Origin of the sequence: Photorhabdus thracensis, from assembly GCF_001010285.1 — a bacterium.
Taxonomy (GTDB): Bacteria; Pseudomonadota; Gammaproteobacteria; order Enterobacterales; family Enterobacteriaceae; genus Photorhabdus; species Photorhabdus temperata.
This window is the reverse complement of record NZ_CP011104.1, coordinates 2121057-2146105: the sequence shown is the minus strand read 5'-3', so window position 1 is coordinate 2146105 and position 25049 is coordinate 2121057. Positions and strand designations below refer to the sequence as shown.

General features: G+C 44.7%; 24 protein-coding genes and 2 pseudogenes. 10 read left to right on the top strand and 16 right to left on the bottom strand.

The genetic code is table 11. The annotated features are described in order from the left end of the window. Nucleotides 1-76 precede the first annotated feature (76 nt). The 3 genes from fabY to yihX form a co-directional block, all read right to left on the bottom strand. Complete coding sequence (fabY, locus tag VY86_RS09140; RefSeq protein WP_046974739.1) at nucleotides 77-994, bottom strand: fatty acid biosynthesis protein FabY; 918 nt, start codon at nucleotides 992-994, stop codon at nucleotides 77-79. A gap of 72 nt (nucleotides 995-1066) precedes the next feature. Beyond that, entirely contained in the window at nucleotides 1067-1504 is a 438-nt protein-coding gene (dtd, locus tag VY86_RS09135; RefSeq protein WP_046974738.1) for a D-aminoacyl-tRNA deacylase, read from the bottom strand. Between the two features lie 47 nt (nucleotides 1505-1551). Then, nucleotides 1552-2169 carry a glucose-1-phosphatase gene (gene yihX, locus VY86_RS09130; protein ID WP_046974737.1) on the bottom strand — a complete coding sequence of 206 codons (618 nt, stop codon included), beginning with the start codon at nucleotides 2167-2169 and terminating at the stop codon, nucleotides 1552-1554. 155 nt (nucleotides 2170-2324) lie between these two features. Between yihX and VY86_RS09125 the strand changes: the two genes are divergently transcribed. The 3 genes from VY86_RS09125 to VY86_RS09115 all read left to right on the top strand — a co-directional run bounded on the left by VY86_RS09125 (nucleotide 2325) and on the right by VY86_RS09115 (nucleotide 5164). Next, a complete protein-coding gene (locus VY86_RS09125) occupies nucleotides 2325-3779 on the top strand; it encodes a carbon starvation CstA family protein (RefSeq protein WP_046974736.1) in 1455 nt (484 codons plus the stop codon). Nucleotides 3780-4421: 642 nt separating this feature from the next. Further along, a complete protein-coding gene (locus VY86_RS25765; RefSeq protein WP_324251538.1) occupies nucleotides 4422-4580 on the top strand; it encodes a DUF5993 family protein in 159 nt (52 codons plus the stop codon). A gap of 14 nt (nucleotides 4581-4594) precedes the next feature. Beyond that, entirely contained in the window at nucleotides 4595-5164 is a 570-nt protein-coding gene (locus VY86_RS09115; protein ID WP_046974735.1) for a disulfide bond formation protein B, read from the top strand. Between the two features lie 84 nt (nucleotides 5165-5248). On the opposite strand, the gene typA is transcribed toward VY86_RS09115, so the two are convergent. Further along, nucleotides 5249-7087: a ribosome-dependent GTPase TypA gene (typA, locus tag VY86_RS09110; RefSeq protein ID WP_046974734.1), complete on the bottom strand. Its 1839-nt coding sequence runs from the start codon at nucleotides 7085-7087 to the stop codon at nucleotides 5249-5251. A 426-nt stretch (nucleotides 7088-7513) separates the two neighbouring features. Here typA and glnA point away from each other — a divergent pair, with 426 nt between their 5' ends. The 4 genes and pseudogenes from glnA to VY86_RS09090 form a co-directional block, all read left to right on the top strand. After that, nucleotides 7514-8923: a glutamate--ammonia ligase gene (gene glnA / locus VY86_RS09105; protein ID WP_046974733.1), complete on the top strand. Its 1410-nt coding sequence runs from the start codon at nucleotides 7514-7516 to the stop codon at nucleotides 8921-8923. A 152-nt stretch (nucleotides 8924-9075) separates the two neighbouring features. Further along, nucleotides 9076-10125: a nitrogen regulation protein NR(II) gene (gene glnL / locus VY86_RS09100; RefSeq protein WP_046974732.1), complete on the top strand. Its 1050-nt coding sequence runs from the start codon at nucleotides 9076-9078 to the stop codon at nucleotides 10123-10125. A gap of 9 nt (nucleotides 10126-10134) precedes the next feature. Continuing rightward, nucleotides 10135-11616: a nitrogen regulation protein NR(I) gene (gene glnG, locus VY86_RS09095; RefSeq protein ID WP_228939878.1), complete on the top strand. Its 1482-nt coding sequence runs from the start codon at nucleotides 10135-10137 to the stop codon at nucleotides 11614-11616. A gap of 88 nt (nucleotides 11617-11704) precedes the next feature. After that, nucleotides 11705-12262 (top strand): annotated as a pseudogene (locus VY86_RS09090) (RNA-guided endonuclease InsQ/TnpB family protein); the annotation flags it as partial. Here VY86_RS09090 and VY86_RS23255 read toward each other — a convergent pair. The 4 genes from VY86_RS23255 to VY86_RS09075 form a co-directional block, all read right to left on the bottom strand. After that, nucleotides 12156-12782, bottom strand: a complete 627-nt coding sequence (locus tag VY86_RS23255; protein WP_071881002.1) for a DUF4158 domain-containing protein — start codon at nucleotides 12780-12782, stop codon at nucleotides 12156-12158. The pseudogene VY86_RS09090 and the gene VY86_RS23255 overlap by 107 nt on opposite strands. A 31-nt stretch (nucleotides 12783-12813) precedes the next feature. Then, complete coding sequence (locus VY86_RS09085) at nucleotides 12814-13128, bottom strand: type II toxin-antitoxin system RelE/ParE family toxin (RefSeq protein ID WP_046974731.1); 315 nt, start codon at nucleotides 13126-13128, stop codon at nucleotides 12814-12816. A 5-nt stretch (nucleotides 13129-13133) separates the two neighbouring features. Continuing rightward, on the bottom strand, nucleotides 13134-13289 hold the full coding sequence (locus VY86_RS25760; protein WP_228939879.1) for an arylsulfatase: 156 nt from the start codon (nucleotides 13287-13289) through the stop codon (nucleotides 13134-13136). Between the two features lie 148 nt (nucleotides 13290-13437). After that, on the bottom strand, nucleotides 13438-13698 hold the full coding sequence (locus tag VY86_RS09075) for a type II toxin-antitoxin system Phd/YefM family antitoxin (protein ID WP_046974730.1): 261 nt from the start codon (nucleotides 13696-13698) through the stop codon (nucleotides 13438-13440). Nucleotides 13699-13783: 85 nt separating this feature from the next. On the opposite strand from VY86_RS09075, the gene VY86_RS26280 reads away from it, so the two are divergent. After that, nucleotides 13784-13999 (top strand): helix-turn-helix domain-containing protein, encoded by a 216-nt coding sequence (locus VY86_RS26280; RefSeq protein ID WP_082111303.1) that lies wholly within the window; start codon nucleotides 13784-13786, stop codon nucleotides 13997-13999. A 539-nt stretch (nucleotides 14000-14538) separates the two neighbouring features. On the opposite strand, the gene ltaE is transcribed toward VY86_RS26280, so the two are convergent. The 4 genes from ltaE to yihI all read right to left on the bottom strand — a co-directional run bounded on the left by ltaE (nucleotide 14539) and on the right by yihI (nucleotide 18053). Next, complete coding sequence (gene ltaE / locus VY86_RS09070) at nucleotides 14539-15597, bottom strand: low-specificity L-threonine aldolase (protein ID WP_046974729.1); 1059 nt, start codon at nucleotides 15595-15597, stop codon at nucleotides 14539-14541. A 376-nt stretch (nucleotides 15598-15973) separates the two neighbouring features. Then, the gene (gene hemN / locus VY86_RS09065) at nucleotides 15974-17347 is read right to left on the bottom strand and encodes an oxygen-independent coproporphyrinogen III oxidase (protein WP_046974728.1); all 1374 of its coding nucleotides are present in this window, start codon (nucleotides 17345-17347) and stop codon (nucleotides 15974-15976) included. A 2-nt stretch (nucleotides 17348-17349) separates the two neighbouring features. Then, nucleotides 17350-17529, bottom strand: coding sequence for a hypothetical protein (locus VY86_RS09060; RefSeq protein ID WP_046974727.1), 180 nt, complete (start codon nucleotides 17527-17529; stop codon nucleotides 17350-17352). An 11-nt stretch (nucleotides 17530-17540) separates the two neighbouring features. Beyond that, on the bottom strand, nucleotides 17541-18053 hold the full coding sequence (gene yihI / locus VY86_RS09055) for a Der GTPase-activating protein YihI (protein ID WP_046974726.1): 513 nt from the start codon (nucleotides 18051-18053) through the stop codon (nucleotides 17541-17543). 189 nt (nucleotides 18054-18242) lie between these two features. On the opposite strand from yihI, the gene VY86_RS09050 reads away from it, so the two are divergent. After that, nucleotides 18243-19706, top strand: a complete 1464-nt coding sequence (locus VY86_RS09050; RefSeq protein WP_046974725.1) for an ArnT family glycosyltransferase — start codon at nucleotides 18243-18245, stop codon at nucleotides 19704-19706. A 206-nt stretch (nucleotides 19707-19912) separates the two neighbouring features. Here the strand turns inward: VY86_RS09050 and VY86_RS09045 are convergent. Then, nucleotides 19913-20933, bottom strand: a pseudogene (locus VY86_RS09045) (transposase). Nucleotides 20934-21454: 521 nt separating this feature from the next. Here VY86_RS09045 and VY86_RS09040 point away from each other — a divergent pair. Continuing rightward, nucleotides 21455-22495, top strand: a complete 1041-nt coding sequence (locus VY86_RS09040; RefSeq protein WP_046974724.1) for an IS630-like element ISPlu16 family transposase — start codon at nucleotides 21455-21457, stop codon at nucleotides 22493-22495. A 120-nt stretch (nucleotides 22496-22615) separates the two neighbouring features. Here the strand turns inward: VY86_RS09040 and VY86_RS09035 are convergent, their stop codons facing one another. The 3 genes from VY86_RS09035 to VY86_RS09025 all read right to left on the bottom strand — a co-directional run bounded on the left by VY86_RS09035 (nucleotide 22616) and on the right by VY86_RS09025 (nucleotide 25015). Further along, complete coding sequence (locus VY86_RS09035; protein WP_046974723.1) at nucleotides 22616-23359, bottom strand: amino acid ABC transporter permease; 744 nt, start codon at nucleotides 23357-23359, stop codon at nucleotides 22616-22618. Between the two features lies 1 nt (nucleotide 23360). Continuing rightward, on the bottom strand, nucleotides 23361-24098 hold the full coding sequence (locus VY86_RS09030; protein ID WP_046974722.1) for an amino acid ABC transporter permease: 738 nt from the start codon (nucleotides 24096-24098) through the stop codon (nucleotides 23361-23363). An 80-nt stretch (nucleotides 24099-24178) separates the two neighbouring features. Further along, entirely contained in the window at nucleotides 24179-25015 is an 837-nt protein-coding gene (locus VY86_RS09025) for an ABC transporter substrate-binding protein (RefSeq protein WP_046974721.1), read from the bottom strand. Between the last annotated feature and the right edge of the window lie 34 nt (nucleotides 25016-25049).

Genomic DNA, 25049 nt, shown 5'->3' with positions numbered 1-25049 from the left:
ACAAAGTCTGTATCCTATAGCATGATGAAGGCGGATCATACCGCCCGCTCTGGGCGAGGGTCTACGGCGTTTTTCGCTAAACTATCGCCGTGTAAGCATTTGGCAGCACCATATAGGTGCCGGTAAACACGGCGCCCAGCCCATGATCACCGCTAACAGTCACTTCCAACTTCACTCTCGCTTTGCTGCCCTGAGCAAGACGAGCCAAATCGCCACTCATATTTTTAAGATCCGCAACAGATTTTGGCCTGCCAATAACAGGCTTTTTGTAACGGATATCAGCATCAGCCAGAATAATATCACCACCCAGTTGGCGTTCTTGTAACAACAACCAAATCAACCCCCAACCAGTTAGTGTTGCCAGTGAGAACAGACTGCCGGCAAAGAGAGTTTGGTGAGGATTTTGATTCCCTGCTTCCGGCATCGTGGTAATAAAACTCTGGCCGGTATATTGAGAAATCCGCACCCCCATTTTCTCACTGAGGGGAATATGTTTGTACCAAGCTTTTTGCAGTTCATTGCACCAATCTGGCCGGTGAAGAATATCATCAAGTGTCGCAACAGGTTTGATCATCAGAAAATGGCGAACCGGGGTCGTTTGCGGGCTGGTAATTGGCCCGCGATTTTCGAACCCCAGTTTACTGAAAAAATCTACCGCATGTTCACGAGCGCTGCATACTACCCGTTTCACACCTTCCTGACGGGCAACGGATTCCAGGGCCATTGCGATCAGTTTTCCTAGCCCTTTGCCTTGCACATGAGGATGTACTGCCAGAAAACGGATCGCACCTTCGCTATCCGCATTGATATATAAACGCCCTACCGCCACCGGGTTACCTTTCTCATCCACAACCATCTGGTGATGAGCCATGGTGTCATAACCATCTTTCTCAGAGCCTACAGGCAGATGCAATGGCTTACGCAACATTTCCCAACGAAATTGATAATATGCTTCCAGTTCTTGTTCTGTTTCAGGTACTCGCAGATGATACATAGAAACTGCCCCTTTCTTTTGATCATGATGTGTAATCGGGGGTAATTGCGCTTTACTGGCTGCTTTTCGTGGCTATACCTGCAACCAGAAAGTAACTGGTCCATCGTTTGTCAGACTGACTTTCATATCGGCAGCAAACCGCCCGATTTCTGTTTTTATACCACTTTGGCGGCATCGTTCAACAAAATAGCGATATAATTCATCAGCCTTATCCGGGCTTGCGCCACCAGAAAAACCAGGGCGCATTCCCTTTTGAGTATCAGCAGCCAGGGTAAACTGGGAAACAACCAGTAAACTGCCGCCAACTTGTTGGACATTCAGATTCATTTTGCCCTGCTCATCACTGAATATCCGATACCCTATCACTTTCTCACATAATCGTTTTGCCTTTTGTTGATCATCTTCTTTTTCAACACCCAGCAATACCAGCAGACCGTGACCAATTGCCCCGATCATTTCGTTCTCAACAACAACATTTGCCTGTGTTACTCGCTGGATTAACGCAATCATACTTTTCCTTAGATATTAGCATCAGTGCACTATCCCCCATTATCAGTTCAATTACTCTTCTGTTCAGAAAAACCGATTGTTTTGAAATAGTCCGGGACTGTCTGCCGGTCAATAACATGAACACTATTTATGCCTAACGCACCGGCCACCTCTACATTTTCCAGCACATCATCAAAAAATACCGCCTGATCCGGTGAGAAACCTTCTGCCTCAAGAACATATTTGAAAATATCAGGTTCAGGTTTGCGCATTGCCAAATCCTGGGACAGATAGAGGTAATCAGCCGATACCGCAATTTCCGGGTAATGATGCGGCCAATAATCCAGGTGCAAACGGTTTGTGTTGGATAACACCACAACCCGATGCCCTGCTTCACGTAATTTATTCATTATCTGAATGACTTCAGGACGAATATCAATAAAAATAGCATGCCATCCGGCAGCAAACTGTTCAAAACTGAGTGAAATATTCATTTCCTGACATAAAGTATCAGCGAACTCCAGATCAGTAATTTGACCACGCTCATGTTTTTCAAACGTTTCGCCCATAGAGAAACTTTTAGTCAACGTCGCAAGAGGTGTGCCGCTCAAATTACTCCAGACAGCTAAAACTCTTTTAAAATCAATATCAATAATCACATTACCCATATCGAAGATATATAGCATGACCACCTCCTGGTTAATTAATAACTTTTTACTTTAATCGTATTTTTAATTAGAAAACAGTACGGAAAAGTAAAAAGCGAATTACTTCACGGTATTTTTCTTATGAAACGATAAAGTAGCCTCCAGATCAAAAAAATAGAGTAAGGTGTTATTTTATGTTGTGGTTCCTCTTTTGTATTGGGCTTCTTCTGGCAGGATATTTCATATACGGCAAAATTGTCGAAAAGATATTCACCATTCGACCAGAAAGAAAAACCCCCGCGCTTTCTATGGCAGATGGTGTCGACTATGTTGCGATGTCCACCCCAAAAGTTTGGTTAATTCAGTTACTTAATATTGCCGGTGTCGGCCCTATTTTCGGCCCGATTCTTGGTGCCCTCTATGGTCCACTTGCCATGCTGTGGATCGTATTCGGCTGTATCTTTGCCGGTGCAGTACACGATTATTTCTCTGGTATGCTCAGTGTTCGTGCACGTGGAGCATCAGTACCCGTCATTGTCGGTAATGAACTGGGCAAGGCCATGAAGCATTTCATGAATATCTTTGCTGTCATTCTGCTGATGCTGGTTGGCGTAGTATTTGTTCTGAGTCCAGCAGGCTTACTGAACAACTTACTAAAAGAGTCTATCGGCTGGGATAGCATTGCTATCTGGGTTGGCGTTATCTTTGCTTACTATATTCTCGCGACACTGGTCCCTATTGATAAAATCATCGGCCGCCTCTACCCACTATTTGGTGCGTTGTTGCTGTTTATGTCTGTCGCACTGATGGTTGGTTTGTCTATGAGCGATAAGCCCTTCTACTCACAAGGATTGGATTTCACCACTAACTTTAACCCAAAAGACCTGCCTGTTTGGCCGTTGTTGTTTGTCACGATTGCCTGTGGCGCGATTTCGGGTTTCCACGCTACTCAGTCCCCGCTGATGGCGCGTTGTATGCAGAATGAGAAAAATGGCCGTTTTGTGTTCTACGGTGCAATGATTGGTGAAGGTATTATCGCACTGATCTGGTGTACGCTGGGTCTGAGCTTCTATGAAGACACTAACGCATTGCAGGCAGTGATTGATCAAGGTACTGCATCTCTGGTTGTGCATGAAGTTTCTACTTCATTGTTGGGCACTGTCGGCGGTATTCTGGCTATCCTTGGTGTGGTGATTCTGCCAATTACTTCCGGCGATACGGCATTCCGGTCTGCCCGCCTTATTATTGCTGAATTCCTGAATATTCCTCAGCAACAAATGACCAAGCGCCTGTTATTAAGTGTGCCCATGTTTATTGTCGGTTATCTGATTACCAAAACCGATTTTAATATCATCTGGCGCTACTTCGGTTGGGCGAACCAAACTACGGCAATGGTTATGTTGTGGGCTGCATCAGCCTGGCTGCTGCGCCGCGATAAATTCCACTGGATTACCACCCTGCCGGCCATGTTTATGACCGCAGTATGCTTCACCTATCTGGCATTCGCGCCAGAAGGTTTTGCTCTGGATTGGAATGTCTCTGTCATCATCGGCCTGGCGGCAATGGTGATTGTAACGATTGTCTTCTTTGCGAAAGTCCGCTCTCAATCAGCTTCTGATAATATAGAAGCCGAAGCATTAAATGAGTAAAAACTAAAGAAAACATTAATAACAACCCCTCACGGTAAAACATCGAGGGGTTTTAATTTCCACTGAGGTTAGGTTCCTTGATAATGTTAAAAACACTACAATCAGAGCAATTGGTTAAAGAAAGGATCATTTCCCCTGTCGTAAACAACTGGGAAAACTTCTTTATAAGTGATGAACACCCAACCAATGACTTCTTACCTGAAAGGGCATCCCAACACCAGCCAGAACGCGAAACGTTTTAAAGACAACACCATCAGTAATGATAATAAATGAGAAAACCTTAAAGCAGGGATGCAATTCACCTCCCATAATCATTGCCTACTTAACTATTAAATAAAAAACAGCTAATTAAAGCATAAACAGCGCTTTCAAATGGCATTACACTCATTATTCCAGGTGATGGAAAATACAATAAAAATTGACTACAATTATTATTTGCAGCACGGTACGAATAGACCAGCAGAGAGTTGACCTCATTAACGGCACCAAAGTGTTTCTTTATGGTCAACCGGTCTTTGGATGATTGATCGCTTATATCGAAGCAAGCAATATCAAGCTTGGTATTATGAATTCCTCCCCTGAAGAAGACTATCTACTCAGGTGAAGGTTTTGAATATTTTTAGCATTATAGGAGAGTGAACCATGTACATGTTTTTACCGTTTTTGATCGCATTATTTGCGGTCATAACCACCCTGGTTGGAAAGAATAAAATTAGCTATGCTTTATGGAGCCTTCTTCTGGTGACAACCATAGCCTGGTTTATTCATCATGCGACTGATTCGCTAAATCTATCTTTTTAACGGGAGACAATTTGATGAATCAGGTATTATCAACAAAACAGACGATCAGCTACGGCATGATATTCAACATCATTGGATTATTTGGTATTTGTGCCGCACTTACCGTTGCCTTCTATTATCAGCTGGTCCTTTCCGAACTCCCTTGCCCATTATGTCTGCTACAGCGGACAGGCATGATCATGATAGGATTTGGTTTCCTGTTTAATCTCCGTTTTGGTATAAAAAGCGCGCATTATGGCATTGCGCTTATCGGCAGTATCGTGACCGGAATTATTGCAATCCGACAAGTGTTTTTACATATCACACCTGGCGATATCGGTTATGGCTCTGTACTTTTTGGTATACATTTTTATACTTGGGCTCTCATCTCCTCAGTTATCGCTATTATCGCCATATCAGTCATGCTGATATTGAAAAGTCTGGAAAAAACGACCGAAGAAAAGGAAAGTAAGTCTGTTTTCGTTCAGATTATTATTGGTATATTTGTCGTATTGATTACAGCAAATTTGATCTCTACCATTTTGGAGTGTGGCGGCGGGCAATGTGATGACAACCCAACGTATTATCAATTGCTGGGTAAATAATCTCAGATATATTTAACTGAATAAATAAATCCTAAAAAACTCAGGGCGCCATTGGCGCCCTAAGCATTTGCATGGCAGGAAAGATTACGCCTCTTTACTGCGATGCGCACGACGACGGTCGTTTTCTGTCAGATGGCGTTTACGCAGGCGAATCGACACAGGAGTCACTTCTACCAGCTCGTCATCATCAATAAACTCCAGAGCCTGTTCCAAGGTTTTCTTAATATGTGGAGACAAGGTTGTCGCTTCGTCAGTACCAGACGCACGGACGTTTGTCAGTTTCTTACCTGTCAGGCAGTTAACTGTCAGGTCATTGGAACGGGAGTGAATGCCGATCACCTGGCCTTCATACACTTCCGCACCATGACCGAGGAACAACTTACCACGATCCTGCAAGCTGTAAAGCGCATAAGCAACCGCTTTACCCTGACCATTGGAAATCATGACACCGTTCTGACGGCGACCGATTTCACCTGCACGAATATCATCATAGTGGCTGAATGTTGCGTACAACAGGCCAGTACCCGAGGTCATAGTCAGGAACTCAGTCCGGAAACCAATCAAACCACGGCTTGGAATAATGTAATCAAGGCGCACACGGCCTTTACCGTCTGGCAACATATCGCGCAGATCAGCTTTACGCTCACCCAGCGCCTGCATCACATTACCCTGATGCTGCTCTTCAATATCCAGAGTCACCTGCTCGAATGGCTCTTGCTTACGGCCATCGATCTCACGGAAGATAACTTTCGGACGGGATACCGCCAGTTCAAAACCTTCACGGCGCATGTTCTCAATCAGAACAGATAAGTGCAGTTCACCACGGCCAGAAACACGGAACGCATCTGGATCTTCAGTTTCGTCGACACGCAGTGCGACGTTGTGAACCAGCTCTTTCTTCAGGCGCTCAAGGATCTGACGTGAAGTGACATATTTACCTTCACGACCACAGAAAGGAGAGGTGTTAACACAGAAGAACATGCTTACCGTCGGCTCATCAACAGCCAGTGGTGGCAGGGCTTCAACAACGCTGGTGTCACACAGGGTATCGGAGATATTCAGCTCACCTAAACCGGTAATCGCAACGATGTCACCCGCTTCCGCTTGCTCACTCTCAATACGCTCCAGGCCCAAATGGCCCAGAACTTTACCAATTTTGCCGTTCCGGGTTTTACCTTCGCTATCAACAATCGTCACGTTCTGGTTTGGTTTAACCGTACCGCGCTTAATACGACCAATACCGATAACACCAACATAGTTGTTGTAGTCCAGCTGAGAAATCTGCATCTGGAATGAACCATTAAGGTCAACTTTAGGTGGTTCTACATGATCGACAATTGCTTGATACAACGGCGTCATATCTTCGGCCATATCAGCATGATCAATGCCAGCGATTCCCATCAATGCAGATGCATAGATAATTGGGAAATCCAGTTGTTCGTCAGTCGCGCCCAGGTTCACAAACAGGTCAAACACCTGATCGACAACCCAATCAGGACGCGCGCCAGGACGGTCAACTTTGTTGATAACAACAATAGGTTTTAAACCATGAGCGAACGCTTTCTGCGTTACAAAACGGGTCTGAGGCATAGGCCCATCCATGGCATCAACCAGCAACAGTACACTGTCAACCATAGACATAACACGTTCTACTTCACCGCCGAAATCGGCATGTCCCGGAGTGTCTACGATATTAATACGGTAGTCATTCCATTTAATGGCGGTATTTTTTGCGAGGATAGTAATTCCACGCTCTTTCTCCAAGTCATTGGAGTCCATCACACGTTCTGTCGCTGTCGCACGGTCACCGAAAGTACCGGATTGTTGCAGCAGCTTGTCAACCAAGGTCGTTTTACCATGGTCAACATGCGCGATAATGGCGATATTACGCAATTTTTCGATCACAAACTTTGCCTCAGGCATTTAGAAATAGCGCGCTATTGTACACACATTGGTCGAGGGACTAAACAGGATCACAAGAATCTGTTCTTAACAACTTGATACCAATGGAAGTGTGATCCCTTTCACGCCTATAAAAGATGCACTATTGATAAAAATGCACCAACAGAGTGCAGGACAGTAACACAATCGCACCAATACAGTGCGATTTTACTGAATATTAAAGTATCTCCCCATAGGGATACCCATAACACAGTATATTGCAAGGTGTCAGAAAGTTGGCACGCTTTTCGCAATTGTTTTTCTCATCTAATAAGATTGTTTTTTACAACGACAAGTTTGCAAACGCGTAAATAGCCTTGTTAAGGTAAAACAATGTAACTGTGTTTTCTTTAAGTCTTAATCTAAAACCATTTTATCAAGACCGACACAAACCAGGAGAAACCGAGTATGTCCGCTGAACATGTTTTAACCATGATTGAAGAGCATCAGGTGAAGTTTATTGATTTACGTTTCACTGATACCAAAGGCAAAGAACAACATATGACCATTCCTGCTCATCAGGTTGATGCGGACTTCTTTGAAGATGGAAAAATGTTCGACGGATCTTCAATTCACGGTTGGAAAGGTATTAACGAATCCGACATGGTGCTGATGCCAGATCCAAATACAGCCATGCTTGATCCGTTCTTTGATGATGCCACTCTGATCCTCCGTTGCGACATTCTGGAACCCGGCACGATGCAAGGCTATGAACGTGATCCACGCTCCATCTGCAAACGCGCTGAAGATTTTTTGCGCTCAAGCGGCATTGCAGATACCGTCCTGTGTGGGCCTGAACCTGAGTTTTTCCTGTTTGACGACATACGCTTCGGCAGTTCTATGTCCGGTTCCTACTACCATATTGATGATATTGAAGCAGCATGGAACTCTGGAACTCGATACGAAGGGGGTAACAAAGGCCACCGGCCTGCGGTAAAAGGCGGTTACGCCCCGCTGCCTCCAGTTGATTCTTCTCAGGATTTACGTTCAGCCATGTGCCTGACGATGGAAGCGATGGGACTGGTTGTGGAAGCTCACCATCATGAAGTTGGCACTGCCGGTCAAAATGAAATCGCAACCCGCTTCAACACCATGACCAAAAAGGCTGACGAAACCCAGATTTACAAATACGTCGTACATAATGTGGCGCACAATTTTGGCAAAACCGCCACCTTCATGCCAAAACCACTGGTTGGTGATAACGGCTCCGGCATGCACTGTCATATGTCCCTGTCCAAAAACGGCACCAACCTGTTTGCCGGTGACAAATACGGTGGTCTGTCTGAACTGGCGCTGTTCTACATTGGCGGTATTATCAAACATGCCCGTGCACTAAACGCATTTACCAACCCGACAACCAACTCCTATAAACGTCTGGTTCCGGGCTATGAAGCACCGGTTATGCTGGCCTACTCTGCCCGTAACCGTTCTGCATCCATCCGTATTCCGGTTGTCGCCAGCACCAAGGCCCGCCGTATTGAAGTACGTTTCCCTGACCCGGCAGCTAACCCTTATTTGGCCTTTGCCGCTCAGTTGATGGCTGGCCTTGACGGTATCATCAATAAAATCCATCCGGGTGATGCGATGGATAAAAACCTGTATGACCTGCCACCGGAAGAAGCCAAAGAGATCCCAACCGTCGCGTCTTCCCTAGATGAAGCATTGGCAGCATTGGATACTGACCGCGAGTTCCTGACCCGTGGTGGTGTCTTCACCGATGACGCCATTGATGCTTATATTGAATTGAAAAACAGTGAAATGGAACGTGTCCGCCTGACACCACATCCACTGGAGTTTGAACTGTATTACAGCGTGTAATTACTAGCGCCGTTTCCGCTGATCATTTTTTGTTGCCGTGAAACCTTTAGCCCATCTTCGGATGGGCCTTTTTCCTATTCTCTGAGTTCAGGCTTTGGCTGGGTTTTACGCTCGAATATGATACAGTGCACCAAAAAGGTGCGGGAGTGTGAATGAAAACGGAAAATCTACCCGATACTGGGCAAATATTAAACTCACTGATTAACAGCGTACTGGTGCTGGATACCGATCTCGTGATCCGCTATGCCAACCATGCAGCGCTGCAACTATTAGCTCAGAGTGCCCGTAAACTATTAGGTACACCTCTTCCAGTACTGTTCAGTTACTTTTCACTGGATACAGCGCTGATGCGCTCCAGTTTAGTCAGCGGTCAGAGTTTTACGGACAACGAAGTGACGCTAGTGGTTAATAATCGCTCTCACATTATGTCGCTCAGTGCCCAACCCATTTCCGAGCAGTTCATTTTGCTGGAACTGGCGCCTATGGATAGTCAACGCCGGTTAAGCCAAGAGCAGGTACAACAAGCCCAGCAGATAGCGGCACGGGAATTGGTTCGGGGGCTGGCACATGAAATTAAAAATCCCCTCGGTGGGCTGAGGGGAGCCGCGCAATTACTTTCAAGAGCGCTGCCCAATCCTGCTTTGCAGGAATACACCCAGGTGATTATTGAACAAGCGGACCGATTGCGTCATCTGGTAGACAGATTACTTGGCCCACAACATCCGGGCGAACAAATTAAACAAAGCATTCATTATGTTGCTGAACGGGTCTATCAATTAGTCTCGCTGGAGATGCCGGATAACGTAACCCTGATAAAAGATTACGATCCGAGTCTGCCGGAACTGGCTCACTATCCTGATCAGATTGAGCAAGTGCTGCTGAACATCACTCGTAACGCCTTACAAGCTCTGGGCCCACAGGGTGGCACTATTACCCTGCGTACCCGTACCGCTTTCCAAATCACCCTGCATGGTAAGCGCTATCGTCTGGCCGCTAGAATAGATGTGGCAGACAACGGGCCGGGTATCCCGCCACAGATTCAGGACACCCTGTTTTACCCGATGGTCAGTGCTCATGAAGGCGGAACTGGTCTTGGTCTATCCATTGCCCGCAATTTGATAGATCAGCACCTTGGAAAAATAGAATTTACCAGTTGGCCGGGGCACACAGAATTTTCCATCTACTTACCGATCAAGAAATAGAGGATAGCTATGCAACGAGGAAAAATCTGGATCGTTGATGATGACAACTCAATCCGCTGGGTACTTGAACGGGCGCTAAGTAACACGGGGACGGAATGCATCAGTTTCGCAGACGCTGACAGTGTACTGACCGCACTGACCCAAAACACACCGGATGTCCTGATTTCTGATATCCGTATGCCGGGAATGAACGGCTTACACCTGCTGAATAATATCAAGCAGAGTCACCCGTTGCTGCCGGTCATCATTATGACCGCCCATTCTGATCTGGATGCCGCAGTCAGTGCCTATCAACAAGGTGCTTTTGATTACTTACCAAAACCCTTTGATATTGATGAAGCTGTCGCACTGCTGGAACGGGCACTTAGCCACTCCCGCGAACAGAATCAACCCGCTAAAAATCCACAGGTCATTACACCGGTTTCCGACATGATAGGTGAAGCGCCGGCTATGCAAGATGTTTACCGCATCATTGGCCGCCTTTCCCGCTCCTCGATCAGTGTGTTGATTAATGGCGAATCCGGCACAGGTAAAGAGCTGGTGGCCCATGCCCTGCACCGCCACAGCCCAAGAGCCCATGAACCATTTATTGCACTCAATATGGCAGCGATTCCCAACGATCTGATTGAATCAGAGTTGTTTGGTCATGAGAAAGGGGCTTTTACCGGCGCCAATCAAGTACGTCATGGCCGATTTGAACAGGCCAATCGTGGTTCGTTATTTCTTGATGAAATTGGTGATATGCCATTAGACATTCAGACCCGCCTGTTACGGGTATTGGCTGAAGGCCAGTTTTACCGGGTTGGCGGCTATGCCCCCGTGAAAGTGGATGTGCGGATTATTGCTGCGACTCATCAGGATTTAGAACGTTTAGTAGAAAAAGGCCTATTCCGTGAAGATCTGTACCACCGTTTGAATGTTATTCGTATGCAGTTACCTCCCCTGCGTGACAGAGTGGAAGATATCCCTCGTCTGACCCGTCATTTCCTGCAACAGACTGCCAAAGAGCTGGGCGTAGAAGCAAAAATTCTCCACCCCAACGCAGAAATTGCTTTAATGCGCTTATCCTGGCCGGGCAATGTTCGCCAGTTAGAAAACATCTGCCGCTGGCTGACTGTGATGGCAGCAAGCCAGGAAGTATTAGTACAAGATTTGCCATCTGAATTATTTGAAACCCATCACCCTGAAACCAGCATGGCAGTATTGACAACAACAATGCCGGAAAACTGGCCGCAGTTACTCGCTCACTGGGCAACAAATGCGTTGGAGAAAGGTCAACAGAATCTGCTATCTGAAGCCTTACCATTGCTAGAACGTACTTTACTTAACTGCGCGCTTAAACATACCCAAGGACATAAGCAGGATGCTGCACGGCTGTTGGGTTGGGGACGAAATACCATTACCCGGAAGTTAAAAGAGTTAGCAAAAACCGCCGTAAACCCTTGCCCAGTGCGGACGGGGATACCAGGAGAAAAGCCCAAAGGGCTTTAGGGCTGGCTACTGCGACGTATCCTGACTGAATTGATATCTGCCTGTAAAACAGGCTAAAATGAATACACTCTATCAATGAGCGCTGAATATGTTAAGAGCCACCAAAATACGCATCTCCCCCACATCAGAGCAGGCGGAGTATCTTAACGCCCAGTTCGGTGCGGTCCGTTTCGCGTACAACAAGGCTCTGCACATCAAAAAACACGCTTATCAGCGTTACGGCGTAAATTTAAACCCGCGTAAAGACCTGAAGCTTTTGCTGGCAGTGGCAAAAAAATCCCGTAAATATGTCTGGCTTAAAGAATATGATTCTATTACCTTGCAGCAGGCGGTGATTAACCTGAATACCGCGTTTGATAACTTCTTTAATCCGAAGTTGAAAGCGCGTTTCCCGGCATTTAAACGTAAGCACGGTAAGCAATCCAGCTATCATTGTGTCGGGGTAAAAGTGCTTGACGGTGCAATCAAAATACCGAAATTACCGCCGGTAGAAGCCCGGCTGCATCGTGAAATTAACGGGGAAGTGAAAAGCATCACAATCACTCGCACGGCAACAGGCAAGTATTACGCCTCAATACTCTGCAATGACGGCATGGAAGCGCCAGTAAAGCCATCTCTGGTAACCCGTGTAGCCGGGCTGGAGATGCGTGGCTGAACATATCCTGTAGTATTCGGTAGGACGGAATCATCAACTTTTGATACCCAAAGTACGCCAGTAGTTGACGAAACGCATTGTGCCCTTTGGGATAGTAACGCAACAAATAGGCGAGATGAGATTCTATTTCAGCCGTATATTGAGGAGACCAGTTTCGGTAACCAAAGAGCGAGAGTATTGCCTGTCGCTGACTGCGCATATATTTGCGGGAGAGTGTGCCTTTGAACAGGGCCACATCAGTATCGCTATAATAAGTGGCCACAATATACTGAACATCATGGCTGACATCATCAAGTGACAGGTTGAAAAACTGTTGTTTAGCCTTGAAATAGCCCAGTTGCAGGATGAAATGGATACGGGTCTGGGTATTACGGAACTGTTCGAGAGCAGCCCGTTCTGCCAGACTTAAGGAAAAATACAGGTTTTGTTCGTGATCATTGAATTCGGGACGGGCATAGAGTTCTTCGATTTCTGTACTGGATAATAAGTGAATACGCTTGATATTTTCCATTGTGAGTCCCGGATTCAGTGAGGCCAAACAGTCAAATCATCCCGCGTCCGCCCAGATGATTTACGGGCACCATTCGTTTGTGCAGTACACCAAATATAACGGGTTGCTGTTCATGGATTATGTAATAAATAACATGACTGACATGAGGGAAACTCAATACTTCCGCTCCCACGTCCGGCCTGCCTCTCCCCAGAGCAGGGGTAACAGCCAGCAAACGAAAGGTTTGTTGAAGTTCTGACAGGTATTTTTCCGATTGCATCTTACCCCATTGCTGTACAGTAAAACGGCGGATTTCAATAAGATCGGCCTGTGCATCAGGCGTTAAGCGGTAGTTTGGTATGTCCATTATGGTTAATGATCCCTGGAAACGTCGATAATGCCCTCAACAATACCCTGAGCCAGCATTTCCATCAGTTTGCCGAATCGGAAAAACCCGGTGTATTGCTGGCAGATATCATCCAATTGGGCAGTTGATGCACTGTCTATCACCTGTTTGAATATATCCATATAGTCGTAACACGTTTTCAGTCATTGCGCATCGCCGATTTCGGTAAGAGGAAAACGGGTAACACAGTCGTGAATATGCTTCACCCGCTGTAATTGTTCTGCACTCAGCCCGGCTACAGTCATTTTTTTCTCTTCAATATGTTAAGTTCTAATCGTACTGACCTGATCGCAGTTCATTCAAGAAGGCTTCGCCATCGGCGGTGTTACCGGTTTCAATATCAACGCAGGCCTGCGCCGCTCTTGACTGTAATAATTTTAATCGGAGTGTTTCAAGACTTTCGTACTCATCCATTGAGATAACCACCGCGACAGGTTTTCCGTTTTTATTTATTTGGATTGGGGCACGTTGTGCTTTGAGTAGCATGTCGCCAAACTGAGTTTTGGCTTTATTGGCAGAAAGAGCATCCATGACAATCCCCTCATTGAATAATGGTATGATTCAAACAATATAAACGAATCGAACGACTTGATCAAATTTAAATCTATCAAAAAGTATACTTTTTTACAGCTATTGGAAAACACTCTCAAAAGCGAAAGAGAATGGTGTCAGATTCGGGCGTCCCGCTAAATTAACAGAGACCATACGAAAGGACATTTATCTCCGCCGTCAGTCTGGAACTACGATTGGTCAGTTGGCAAAGGCGTTCAAGCTAGGAGAAGCGACAATCTACCGTGTTTTGAACACATTTAAGTGCACTGACAACTCGTAGCATTCACAAAGTTTACAGATCTGGGGGGTCTTCCACAGGACCCGTGTTAAATAACGAATGAGAAAACACCTGAATACTTATCTATTCAGATAGTATTCTTTTACGTGCAAATTTCTTTTCAACTCGCTATTAATGGTTAATGATTTTCGATTAAATGACATTAACTATCCTTATGAAAAATTGCATTTACTGAGTTAAATCTGCCATTGATATAAAAGCTTTAATACCTCTTTATTCATGATTTTAAATGATTATGGCAGGTTTAAATCAATATAAAATAAATGGAGCTTAAAACCGCTGATAAATGAATTAAATATGGTAAGGAAAACAAAGTGAAATCCCGCCCTGCCTCGTTGATAAGCGCTAATAAACTTATTAAGAGCCTGCTCAATCAGGACTATGAAACACTCAAGGCACGCAGTTCAGGAGGCTTTTTGCTAAACGTAGCAGTAGTGTTAATTACCTACTCCTTCCCCAAAAACCCATTTGAATCTACGTGCCTCAGAGCTGACTTTACTTAACTGCTTATAACCAGAATCTTAACCATAAATAGCACGAGTTTCCGTCACATTCTCACGCTTATCAGATTCAGCAACAGTAAGAAACTCACGCCATAACGTAATCAATCGCTCAAGATCAGCACGGGAAACATCAAGGTGTGTCACTAAGCGGGTGACAGAACCTACGCTCAAAATCACACCGCGTTCTTTCATCCAAGGTCCCAACTGCGCGGCTTCATGCGCTGGTATGCGTAAAAATACCATATTAGTCTGTGCCCCAGGCGCCAAAACTTCCACACCCAGCGCACTCAATTGTTCAGCAAGCCACTGGGCATTATCATGGTCCTCGCGTAACCGTTGAACATTATGCTGCAATGCATAACGCGCTGCGGCAGCTAATATTCCCGTCTGACGCATTCCACCCCCAGTCATTTTACGCCAACGCCGTGCCTGCCTGATGTATTCTGCATCACCACACAATAAAGAACCCACTGGCGCGCCCAACCCCTTGGACAGACAGATGGTCAGAGTGTCGCAATACTGAGAAAGAGTACTCAGTGGCACATCTAACGCCACAGCCGCATTGAGAATACGCGCCCCATCAACGTGCAATGCCAAGCCTTTCTCCTGCGTAAAGACTCTGGCCTGCTGCAAATATGCAAGTGGTAGTACCTTACCATCGAATGTATTTTCTATGCTGAGTAAGCGGGTCCGGGCGAAATGAACATCGTCTGGCTTGATAACACTGGCGACAACATCCAGAGGCAATGTTCCATCCGCCTCCATATCAATCGGTTGCGGCTGTATACCGCCCAATACGGCAGCACCACCCGCTTCATACAGGTAGTTATGTGCTTTCTGACCCACAATATATTCATCACCTCGCTGGCAATGGGTGAGCAACGCCACTAAATTAGCTTGTGTACCAGTAGGCAGAAACAGCGCAGCTTCCTTACCAGCCAGTACAGCGCCTTCGTGTTCAAGCTGGTTAACATTAGGATCATCACCATAAACATCATCGCCCACCTCCGCTAATGCCATGGCCTTACGCATAGCCTCGCTAGGTTGGGTAACAGTATCACTACGTAAATCAATCATAGGTGGCTCCTGTATATTATTTTGAGGAATTATTTTGCTTAAATAGCCAGAGGATAATCTTTTTCGTATCTGACAATGCCATAACTATATCCACTTATACTTTTGGTCAGATCGTCTGTACTAACTGTAAGAGATAATATAATTTTTGCCATAAATATCCCCAGTATAATTTACTGAACAGTATCAAAACATCAGCAGAGTAAAAACATGGCATAAAGCAATATCGAATTGATCTCTCAATGGCTATCAAAAGAGTTGGCAGTAACATTAAATTCGTTAAGATGGTCAGAGGATGATCCAAAACCTGCCAAGTGATATTGATATTTTCAAGATATAAGGGCAAGGACAATCACTCAGCCCTATATTAGTTGAATAATCAAATCACTCTCGAAAATTGTCGCTGGCGGACCTGCTGACGCAGGTAAATATCAAAGCACATACAGATGTTACGGATAAGCAACCGGCCCCGTGGTGTCACTCGGATCTGTTTTTTATCCATTTCCACTAGTCCATCTTCAACCAATGGTGCCAATAATTGCAAATCTTCTGCGAAGTACTTGGTAAACCTCAGATTATATTGTTGCTCAATATCAGCAAAATTTAGCCGGAAATTACAGATAAGCGCTTTAATCACATCACGACGGATACAATCATCCTGAGACAGGGTTAAACCACGCCACAGGGCATACCCCTGTTTTTTAACCTGCGCATAGTAGGTTTTTAACTCTTTCTGGTTCTGAGAATAGCTATCGCCCAACATACTAATAGCAGAAACGCCCATTCCCAGCAGGTCACACGCTTCCTGAGTGGTATAACCCTGAAAATTGCGGTGCAACCTCCCTTCCCTCTGAGCTACCGCCAATTCATCATCCGGGCGCGCAAAATGGTCCATGCCAATAAACTGGTAACCATTTCCCGTCAGTGTTGCGATGGTTTCCTGCAAAATATCTAACTTTTGTTCAGCGCTTGGTAAATCATGCTCTTTGATTTTACGTTGGGCGGCAAACAGATTCGGTAAATGAGCATAATTGAAAACACTCATTCTGTCCGGTGATAACGCTAATACTCGTTTCAAAGTGAAAGCAAAACTTTCAGGTGTCTGTTTCGGCAAGCCATAAATCAGGTCAATACTGGTGGAATTGAAACCGGTTTCACGGGCACGTGCTACCAAAGAAAAGATAAAATCTTCATCCTGTTCTCGATTAACCAGACGTTGTACTTCTTTATTAAAATCCTGCACTCCCATGCTCAGACGGTTAAAACCTTCACTGCGCAGGTGATTAATCACATCCAGTTCAATTTCACGCGGATCGATTTCAATAGAAATTTCAGCATCCGGCAAAAAATTAAAATGGTGACGCAACATTCCCATCAATTTACTGATTTGGTTTTTATCAAGATAGGTTGGCGTACCACCACCCCAATGCATCTGGCTAACGTTACGGCCAGAAAACAGTTTCGAACGCTCACAGATTTCACATTCAAGCAGTTGCAGATATTCATCTGCTTTATGCTTCTGGCGAGTCACCTGTTTGTTGCAACCACAGAAATAACAGAGCTTATGGCAAAACGGGATATGGACGTAGAGGGAAAGCGGTCGTTCAGGGTAACAGGCAGCCGCCTGCATAAATGCTGAGTTATCATACTGTTGATTGAATTCCAGCGCCGTAGGGTATGAAGTATAACGGGGGCCGGAGTAATTGTATTTCTGGATCAAAGGCAGATCCCAAACTATGGCTTGCTCAGACATGCTTATTCCTTCCGATGTTTCTGTCTACCAAAGCGCAATGCTTGCAGATGTTTGATGTGTTGCGCGGTGGTGACTCTGCGCAGCCGGGTTTTACGCCACGACAATCGCCATAGTTTACCCAATAACCACAACAGATAACATACTAACAGTGTGGTTATCAGGGTTAATCCGCCTTTAACCATGGAGGATTAAATTAATTGCCTTTCAGCAGTTGCATAATGTCATCTGGCTTCTCTTCTTTGCCTTCTTCCTCACCTAGCTCAATCCCCAACTCTTCCATCAGGGCATCAATGCGATCCAGTGTGGCGTCAACATAAACATTATCTTCTTCAGACAGTTTTTCGCCATTTTCCAGACGCTCCAACAATGCATCCAAACGATCATCGTTTTCCAGCATTGCCAGCTCTTCCTGCGGTGACAGACGTGGTTTTGTCTCAGCTTTAGCTTTGACCACTACGGGTTTCATCGGTTTCTCTCCGACAATCAGTGGAACGGGCTCTTTACTGCCAAGACGTGGATTACGCGGCTTCCTGCCTGCTTGATGTTTGTCGCTGCTTTGCTCCTTATGACGGCTACCTGCCGGATTACCACTGTGCTTTTTCTGGCGCTTACGCTCACGCCCTTCCGCATTCAATTCTTCGCGGCTCTTTCTTTTCTGTTTACCAGCAGATGCTTTCGCCGGTACTTTTTTCTTTAACTGGTTCATAGCCCGTTACTCAGTTTGGTTTATCAGGGTATTGCTGCGGCGGAATCTAGCAGAAACCACACGTATAGAAAAGCGCCACAAACAATTCTTTCTCTTAAAAATCTAGCTAAAGTCCTTTATTATTCATGATTGGTTTAACCATCAGCGAATATTCTATTAATCTTGGCTTTCAATAAATGATGAATTGATATGCTTTTTTCTGATACTTCTTCCTACAAGCCCGTCTATTTATGGGTAATTAGTTATGCTTTGTTATGGATTATAGTGGGTTATTCATTTGATCCAACTGTCCCCTATGATGCCGTCGAAGCATTGAACTGGGGTAAAAATGGAGAATGGGGCTCACCTAAAAATCCGTGGCTGGTGGGCGCAATGATGCTGCCGGCTATCCATATAAGCGGTATTTCATTAAGTCTTTACTGGTACCTCATACACTTTATCGCCATCGCTATTGGCATGCTGGGTGTATGGCATCTGGCGTTCCGGCTGACAGGGAAAAAAGAGCTGGCATGGCTTGCCATGCTGACATTGAACCTGTCCGGTATTATCAACTTTGATATTATTCCTTACAACGATAATTATCTACTGATTATGCTATGGCCGTGGACTATGCTGTTCTTCCTACGAGCGGTATATGACAATCCACGCTGGTGGATAGCATTTGCACTCAGTTCCGGGTTGGCGACGATGGGGAAATACTCTTCCCTGGCACTGGTTGGTTCGGTTTTTCTACTGACATTGTTTGTACCCAGAGTTCGTCAGTGTTACCGCCAACCAGCTCTCTATATCGCCCTGGCTATCTGGTTTATGCTGGTACTGCCTAACGTTTGGTGGCTGTGGAACAATGATTTTGCTGCTTTCAAATGGGTAGATTCACAGATTGATCGCGGTTTTAATCTGCATACGACCAGATCGTTATTATCCGTGTTTTATCCACTGATTATTGTTGGCATCATTATCTACACTCTTGGAGGCCGTATTGGCTGGCCAAAAGAGCAAGCGGTCCGACTGGCAAACATGGTTATTCTGTTGCCATTACTGATTATCTATTGCTGGTTCTCATTCAATGAGGGCGGAAGAATGACTGAATGGTTGCAGCCCTTTATGTCTGTTTCATCAGCGCTGTTAGTCGGTTCTATCACCCGTTTTCCACAAAAATCATTACTCAGTACCCTACGCGGACTGGCAGTCACCGCAGTATTGGTTTTGATGGGATATGTTTTTGTTATGGCCGCTAATGTCCGTGGCGCCGGCCATGAATTTGAAGGTATCAAAGATTTTTCCTGGCAATTGGATCAACGCTGGCATCAGCTCTATTCAACACCATTGCATTATGTCGGGGGCGAATACTTACATCAGTGGCTAACTTTCTACGCACCAAGTCAACCAGATACGATCCAACCCTGGACGTTGGAAGGGCAAGCGCCAAATGTCTATAACCGCCATGTTAAAGCAAGCGATATTGTACGTGACGGCGCTATTTTGATCGGAGGAAAGGGTAAAACCTGTGAACAGGAAGATTTTCACAGCATTTTACAAGACTGGCCCAAACTGAAAATAAACAGCACTGAGGAGTTTCTTTTCCAGCCTGAACCTGAAACGAAACCAATACCAATCTGCGTAGGTTTTGTGTCACCGGAAAAATATCAGTAGTTTTCTCTGAAATTTGAAAGCCTGATTTAACAGGCTTTCAACACTTCATACGCCTTTAGTGTGCATCAACAAACACCATTTTCAGCACAAACAATCAGGCTAGACCTACTGTTATCCCGTTTAACGCGGCTGTTTACGCCAGAACAGCACACAGCACGTCTAAGTAAAAAGCCCGCTTCGCGCTGAGGGATCCCCAGAAATCAGCGCTAATAAATCAAAACCATATTTTGGTAGATTCTGGCGAGGTATTTGAGTGTTTTATTAAGTACGATTTCAAATAATATTAGCGGGGAATGGCGTAAGACATTCTCTGCTAATGTCAGATGAGAGATAACTCTTCTTGATTTAATTCTATTTGCCTGATAATTAAGATGTATTCCTTTATTTTCGGCATAAAAACCAATCAGCCAAAGTACAACCGAACTCAGTGTAGCAAGCAGACTCAATACTGATAAACGACCAGCCCCGTGGCTATAACTTGCTCTAAGACCCAATCCAAAACGTTCACTCTTTTCATCCCTAAAATTTTGCTCTATTTGCATTCTTCGGCTGTAAATTTTCATAACCTGACGAGGTTTAAAATCATCCATACTAGTAAAAATAAGCCAAGGCTCCATTGCTGCCGAACGCCCATCTTTGACCTGAGATTTTCGCACCATTCGATATCGTGATTTTTTGAATTTTCTACCTTTATTCGGTCTTTTATGAAGATAAAAATAACCATCGCAACGTGCATATTCTGCTTTTGATAATGTACCAAACCCCAAAAACTGTGGGGTTGTAGTTGCTTTTAAAGCTTGCCGTTTAAACCAAAGCTCACCATATTTTTCAAGTCTTACATGAGGGAACTATTTGACTTAACAAAGGAATTGAGCGTCCATCACAAATTAAACTCGCACGGAGTACATGATGTTCTTGTGAGGGATATCCACTCCAATCAACAGCAATGACACACAATGAGAGTGACTCAGTCAGCATAGCAATAATATTACGAAAGATATCAGGAAGATCCCTATGAAGAGCTTCATTACCGAGTAGCCGGTCAATACGTTTAATTTTATGTTTGACGTGAGCGTTTCCTGGTAAAAAGCGCCCAATGCTGGTTAACGTAAGAGAAGCACCATTAATCAAAGCGATAGTGGCATCGATTAATGCATTCTGACGATATTTATGAAATGGTGATAAAGCATCTTTAAAGAAGTTATGACATACTTCACGTACAGGCATAGCAGTGACCTTATTGACTTGGTGGAACAATCAGTAGATCACACAACGCTATGCCTGTCTATTTTCTGGGGATCCCTCAGCGCTTCGCGGGCTTTCAGACTGTTGACAAACCCCATGTTTTAACATGACATTCTTTTTTATCGCGACCGTACGCCAATAATCAATCAGTTATACAATACTATGATTATTAAGGAAATATAAAAAACAATCCTAAAACAGGTTTTTAATCATGATCAATAATAATCGACTAAAATATCGAATGCTTCTGTAAATCCAGAAGGTGTAAATCTAACAAGCAATAATAAAATACCGAATTTATTATAATATTTTATAAGTTAACCACTGCCATATTATCTAAAAGGATTGTTTATCCTATTATTCCAACGACTTTTTATTATTTTCATATAACCACTTATTTATAAATAACTTTTCAAAATAATAGATCACTTGGAGGGAACTCAGTCCGATTTTTGCGATCTGATCAATTGCGAAAAATCCCAAACCCCAACACGGACTGAGTGATGCCTATCATAGCACCTATACCTCAAGATGAATGCCAGAAAATGAGAAAACTTATCCATAAAACCCGTGATAAGAACTATTCCCGTCGATTAACGGCGTTATTGATGCTCAATGAAGGATTGACAGTGACTTATGTCGCCAAGACCCTTCATGCCGCACGCTCTTCCGTCAATCGTTGGGTTCAGTGGTTTACATTATATGGGCTGGAAGGACTCGAAAGTTTACCCGTTGGCCGACCTGTTGTCTGGGATCTCTCCCCACTCTATAACCTCTTACTTTTCTTATTACAGCAATCCCCCCAAAAGTTAGGCTATCTCCGCTCTCGCTGGAGCCTTGAACTCATGACTCATACCCTCAATGAATTACTCAACCTCTCTCTGACGCAAAATGTCCTTTATCGTTACTTTGCTCAGGTGGGGATTGTCTGGCGTAGAGCGGCACCCACAGTGAAACAACCTGATCCCGAATACGATGAGAAAATGGCAAAGATCGCGGAAGCCAAAGCGAACATTTCAGAAAAACATCCCGTTTTTTATGAAGATGAGGTGGATATTGATTTAAACCCGAAAATCGGCGCGGACTGGTGCTTCAAAGGACAACAAAAACGGGTTATCACCCCGGGAAAAAACGAAAAACATTACCTTGCGGGCTGCCTTAATGCCCAAACAGAGCAAATCATCTATGTTAAAGGAATAAAAAAGAATTCTGATTTATTTATCAAAATGTTAGATGAACTGAATCATCAATATCCCCATGCGGAAACCCTCACATTAATCTTAGATAACTACTGTATTCATAAAAGTCAGAAGGTAAAGGACTGGCTGGCACGACATCCAAAATTTACCCTGTTGTTTTTACCGGTCTATTCACCGTGGCTAAATAAAATAGAACGGTTATGGCAATCGCTCCATGAGACAATAACGCGAAATCATTGTTGTCAATTTATGTGGCAGTTACTGAATTATGTTGATGCCTTTTTGGCATCGTTTTCATCACAGCAAAAGCCAGGAAGACAAAAAATGGGTGTAGCACAATTATGAAATCTTATTTATTTCAAGGTGAAAATATATTTCCATAATATAAAATCAGAAAAAATAAACTAACATTAAAAATCCCCCTATAATTAAAATAAGGAGATTATGCCGTAAATAAAGAAAGAATTAACACTGAGGAGCCAAAATTAATTTCTCCTTCCGCCAAAAACGGAAAATAGACACTTTCCTGCGTTGCAGAGAAAAACGGCGAACAATATAGTTTGCTGTCAATTCCAGCGTCAGGCACATCACAAAATAAATCAACGCGACAAATAAAAAGACTTCTGTCGGATAAACCATACTGCGGTTATTCACCTGAGTTGCCAGGAATGAAAGTTCAGCCACACCAACAATATAGGCCAGAGAAGTGTCTTTTATCAGAGCGATCCACTGATTAATAAAGGAAGGCACCATCATGCGTAATGCCTGTGGCAAAACAATGTACCAAAGCACCTGCCAACGGTTGAAACCTAATGATAACCCAGCCTGCCACTGACCCGCACCAATCGCAATAATTCCCGCTTTCACCCCATGAGCCAAATAAGCAGAGGTGATCAACGCCAGAGCACAAACCACTGTAGTGATTTCAGGAATTTCCATGCCAAGCATCACAGGCAGCAGAAAGTAAGTCCAGAAAATCAGCATAATGACAGGAATTGCACGGAAAAAGCCCAATACTGCGGCTAACAGGTTAACCCAGAAACCTTTCAGCATTGCCAAAGCAACACCTGCAACTGTACCCAATACAATAGAAATCGCACCAGCCATCAGGCTAATAACCAATGTCAACGCCGCGCCTTCAAGGGGGCCATCAGGGAAGGTTCCTAACAGTAGGTAGCGCCAGTTTTCTACAATGACTGAAAAATCCATTTTAATGTCCTCTTGCTATAGCTTGTTGTTGACGCCATTGTCCCCAACCTTCCATGACCGCAATCGTGGCAATATACAACACCGTCGCAACACCGAATGCTTCAAATGTTCTCAGTGTTTCAGTCTCCACCTGACGCGAAGCATATGACAGTTCAGCCACACCAATCGCCATGGTCAGCGACGAGTTTTTCACAATATTCATGTACTGTCCCAGTAATGGCGGCATTGCTATCTTCAACGCCTGCGGCAGTACGACATAACGCATTGCCTGCCAGCCGGTCAGCCCCAATGCATGAGCCGCATATTTCTGCCCACGCCCTACGCCCTGAATACCTGCCCGTAATTCTTCCGCAACAAATGGGGCTGAATAGAGGGTCAAACCGATAAATCCAGCCAGAAATTCAAATGAAGGCCATGCCAATGATAGGCCTAACAGATTGATCTCATGAGGTGTATTCAGCCATAACATCACCTCTTGCGGCAATATTTGCCCTGATGCAAAGTACCAGAAAAACAGTTGCACCAGCAGAGGCGTATTACGAAACAGGGTGGTGTAAGCCGTTACCAGCCAACGGAGAATTTTTAGTTGGCTGTCACGGGCAGCAGCCAGAACAAAGCCCAGCAATGTGGAAGCCACAACGGTACAAGCGGATATCCACAGCGTAATAAGGAAGCCCTGCCAAAGCCACGCCAGATATTGGGGAGCAAGCACGTGTTCTGTAACAAATAACTCAAACATATCTTACGATTACCAAACATTACCAATGATAAAACCCCGCAACACAAGGCGCGGGGCTGATTACCAAGGTTTGTAACTCATCAGGACTTAGCTTGCTGCTCCAAAGGCGCAAACTTAAAGTCACCTCGCGGCTGAGACGATTTGGTCTCCGGGCCAAACCAACGGTTATAAATTTTCTCTGCTTCACCCTCTTTTTCCAGCTTCAGCAGTGTTTGGTTTACCGCGTCAACCAAGCGCTCTTCCCCTTTTGCCGCAGCCACAGCCTGATATTCACGGGTGATGCTGAAAGGAGAGATCTCAAACTCCGCTTTTTGTGCTGCCGGTACGTTAGCCAGCAGGCCGACCAATTTAGCGTCATCCTGAGTGATTGCTTGTACATTGCCGTTACGCAACGCAGCAAATGCCAGAGGCGTATCGTCATAAGAGATGACTTTTGCTGTCGGATAATGCTCACGCAGAGTGATTTCCTGTACTGTTCCCTTATCAGCACCGATACGTAAGTTTTTAATGTCATCCGGAGATTTCAGAACGCCTTTACGGGCAATAAATTTTTGCCCAGTGGCAAAATAAGGGATTGAAAAATCGACTTGTTTAGCACGCTCATTCGTTACCGTAAAGTTGGCGGCAATCAGATCAATTTTCTTTGATGCCAACAGAGGTAAACGGTTTGCCGGGTTAGTCGGACGCAGTTCCAGTTTAACACCAAGGTCATTTGCAATCGCGTTTGCGATATCCACATCATAACCCACCAGTTTTTTGGTTTGCGGGTCAATAAAACCAAACGGGGGATTACTGTCAAAAACAGCGATCCGCACTGTGCCGGCTTTTTTAATATCATCCAGTTTATCGGCCTTCGCAACACCAGTAACCAGTGCTAACCCAGCCAGCAACGCCGTGACAAGAACGCGGGATTTCATTGAAAACTCCTGACGGTAATTAAATGTTTATTAA

Coding starts and splice junctions, on each gene's coding strand:
- fabY (WP_046974739.1), bottom strand. CDS start 994: ATGTATCATCTGCGAGTACCTGAAACAGAACAAGAACTGGAAGCATAT.
- dtd (WP_046974738.1), bottom strand. CDS start 1,504: ATGATTGCGTTAATCCAGCGAGTAACACAGGCAAATGTTGTTGTTGAG.
- yihX (WP_046974737.1), bottom strand. CDS start 2,169: ATGCTATATATCTTCGATATGGGTAATGTGATTATTGATATTGATTTT.
- VY86_RS09125 (WP_046974736.1), top strand. CDS start 2,325: ATGTTGTGGTTCCTCTTTTGTATTGGGCTTCTTCTGGCAGGATATTTC.
- VY86_RS25765 (WP_324251538.1), top strand. CDS start 4,422: ATGTACATGTTTTTACCGTTTTTGATCGCATTATTTGCGGTCATAACC.
- VY86_RS09115 (WP_046974735.1), top strand. CDS start 4,595: ATGAATCAGGTATTATCAACAAAACAGACGATCAGCTACGGCATGATA.
- typA (WP_046974734.1), bottom strand. CDS start 7,087: ATGCCTGAGGCAAAGTTTGTGATCGAAAAATTGCGTAATATCGCCATT.
- glnA (WP_046974733.1), top strand. CDS start 7,514: ATGTCCGCTGAACATGTTTTAACCATGATTGAAGAGCATCAGGTGAAG.
- glnL (WP_046974732.1), top strand. CDS start 9,076: ATGAAAACGGAAAATCTACCCGATACTGGGCAAATATTAAACTCACTG.
- glnG (WP_228939878.1), top strand. CDS start 10,135: ATGCAACGAGGAAAAATCTGGATCGTTGATGATGACAACTCAATCCGC.
- VY86_RS23255 (WP_071881002.1), bottom strand. CDS start 12,782: ATGGAAAATATCAAGCGTATTCACTTATTATCCAGTACAGAAATCGAA.
- VY86_RS09085 (WP_046974731.1), bottom strand. CDS start 13,128: ATGGACATACCAAACTACCGCTTAACGCCTGATGCACAGGCCGATCTT.
- VY86_RS25760 (WP_228939879.1), bottom strand. CDS start 13,289: ATGGATATATTCAAACAGGTGATAGACAGTGCATCAACTGCCCAATTG.
- VY86_RS09075 (WP_046974730.1), bottom strand. CDS start 13,698: ATGGATGCTCTTTCTGCCAATAAAGCCAAAACTCAGTTTGGCGACATG.
- ltaE (WP_046974729.1), bottom strand. CDS start 15,597: ATGATTGATTTACGTAGTGATACTGTTACCCAACCTAGCGAGGCTATG.
- hemN (WP_046974728.1), bottom strand. CDS start 17,347: ATGTCTGAGCAAGCCATAGTTTGGGATCTGCCTTTGATCCAGAAATAC.
- VY86_RS09060 (WP_046974727.1), bottom strand. CDS start 17,529: ATGGTTAAAGGCGGATTAACCCTGATAACCACACTGTTAGTATGTTAT.
- yihI (WP_046974726.1), bottom strand. CDS start 18,053: ATGAACCAGTTAAAGAAAAAAGTACCGGCGAAAGCATCTGCTGGTAAA.
- VY86_RS09050 (WP_046974725.1), top strand. CDS start 18,243: ATGCTTTTTTCTGATACTTCTTCCTACAAGCCCGTCTATTTATGGGTA.
- VY86_RS09040 (WP_046974724.1), top strand. CDS start 21,455: ATGCCTATCATAGCACCTATACCTCAAGATGAATGCCAGAAAATGAGA.
- VY86_RS09035 (WP_046974723.1), bottom strand. CDS start 23,359: ATGGATTTTTCAGTCATTGTAGAAAACTGGCGCTACCTACTGTTAGGA.
- VY86_RS09030 (WP_046974722.1), bottom strand. CDS start 24,098: ATGTTTGAGTTATTTGTTACAGAACACGTGCTTGCTCCCCAATATCTG.
- VY86_RS09025 (WP_046974721.1), bottom strand. CDS start 25,015: ATGAAATCCCGCGTTCTTGTCACGGCGTTGCTGGCTGGGTTAGCACTG.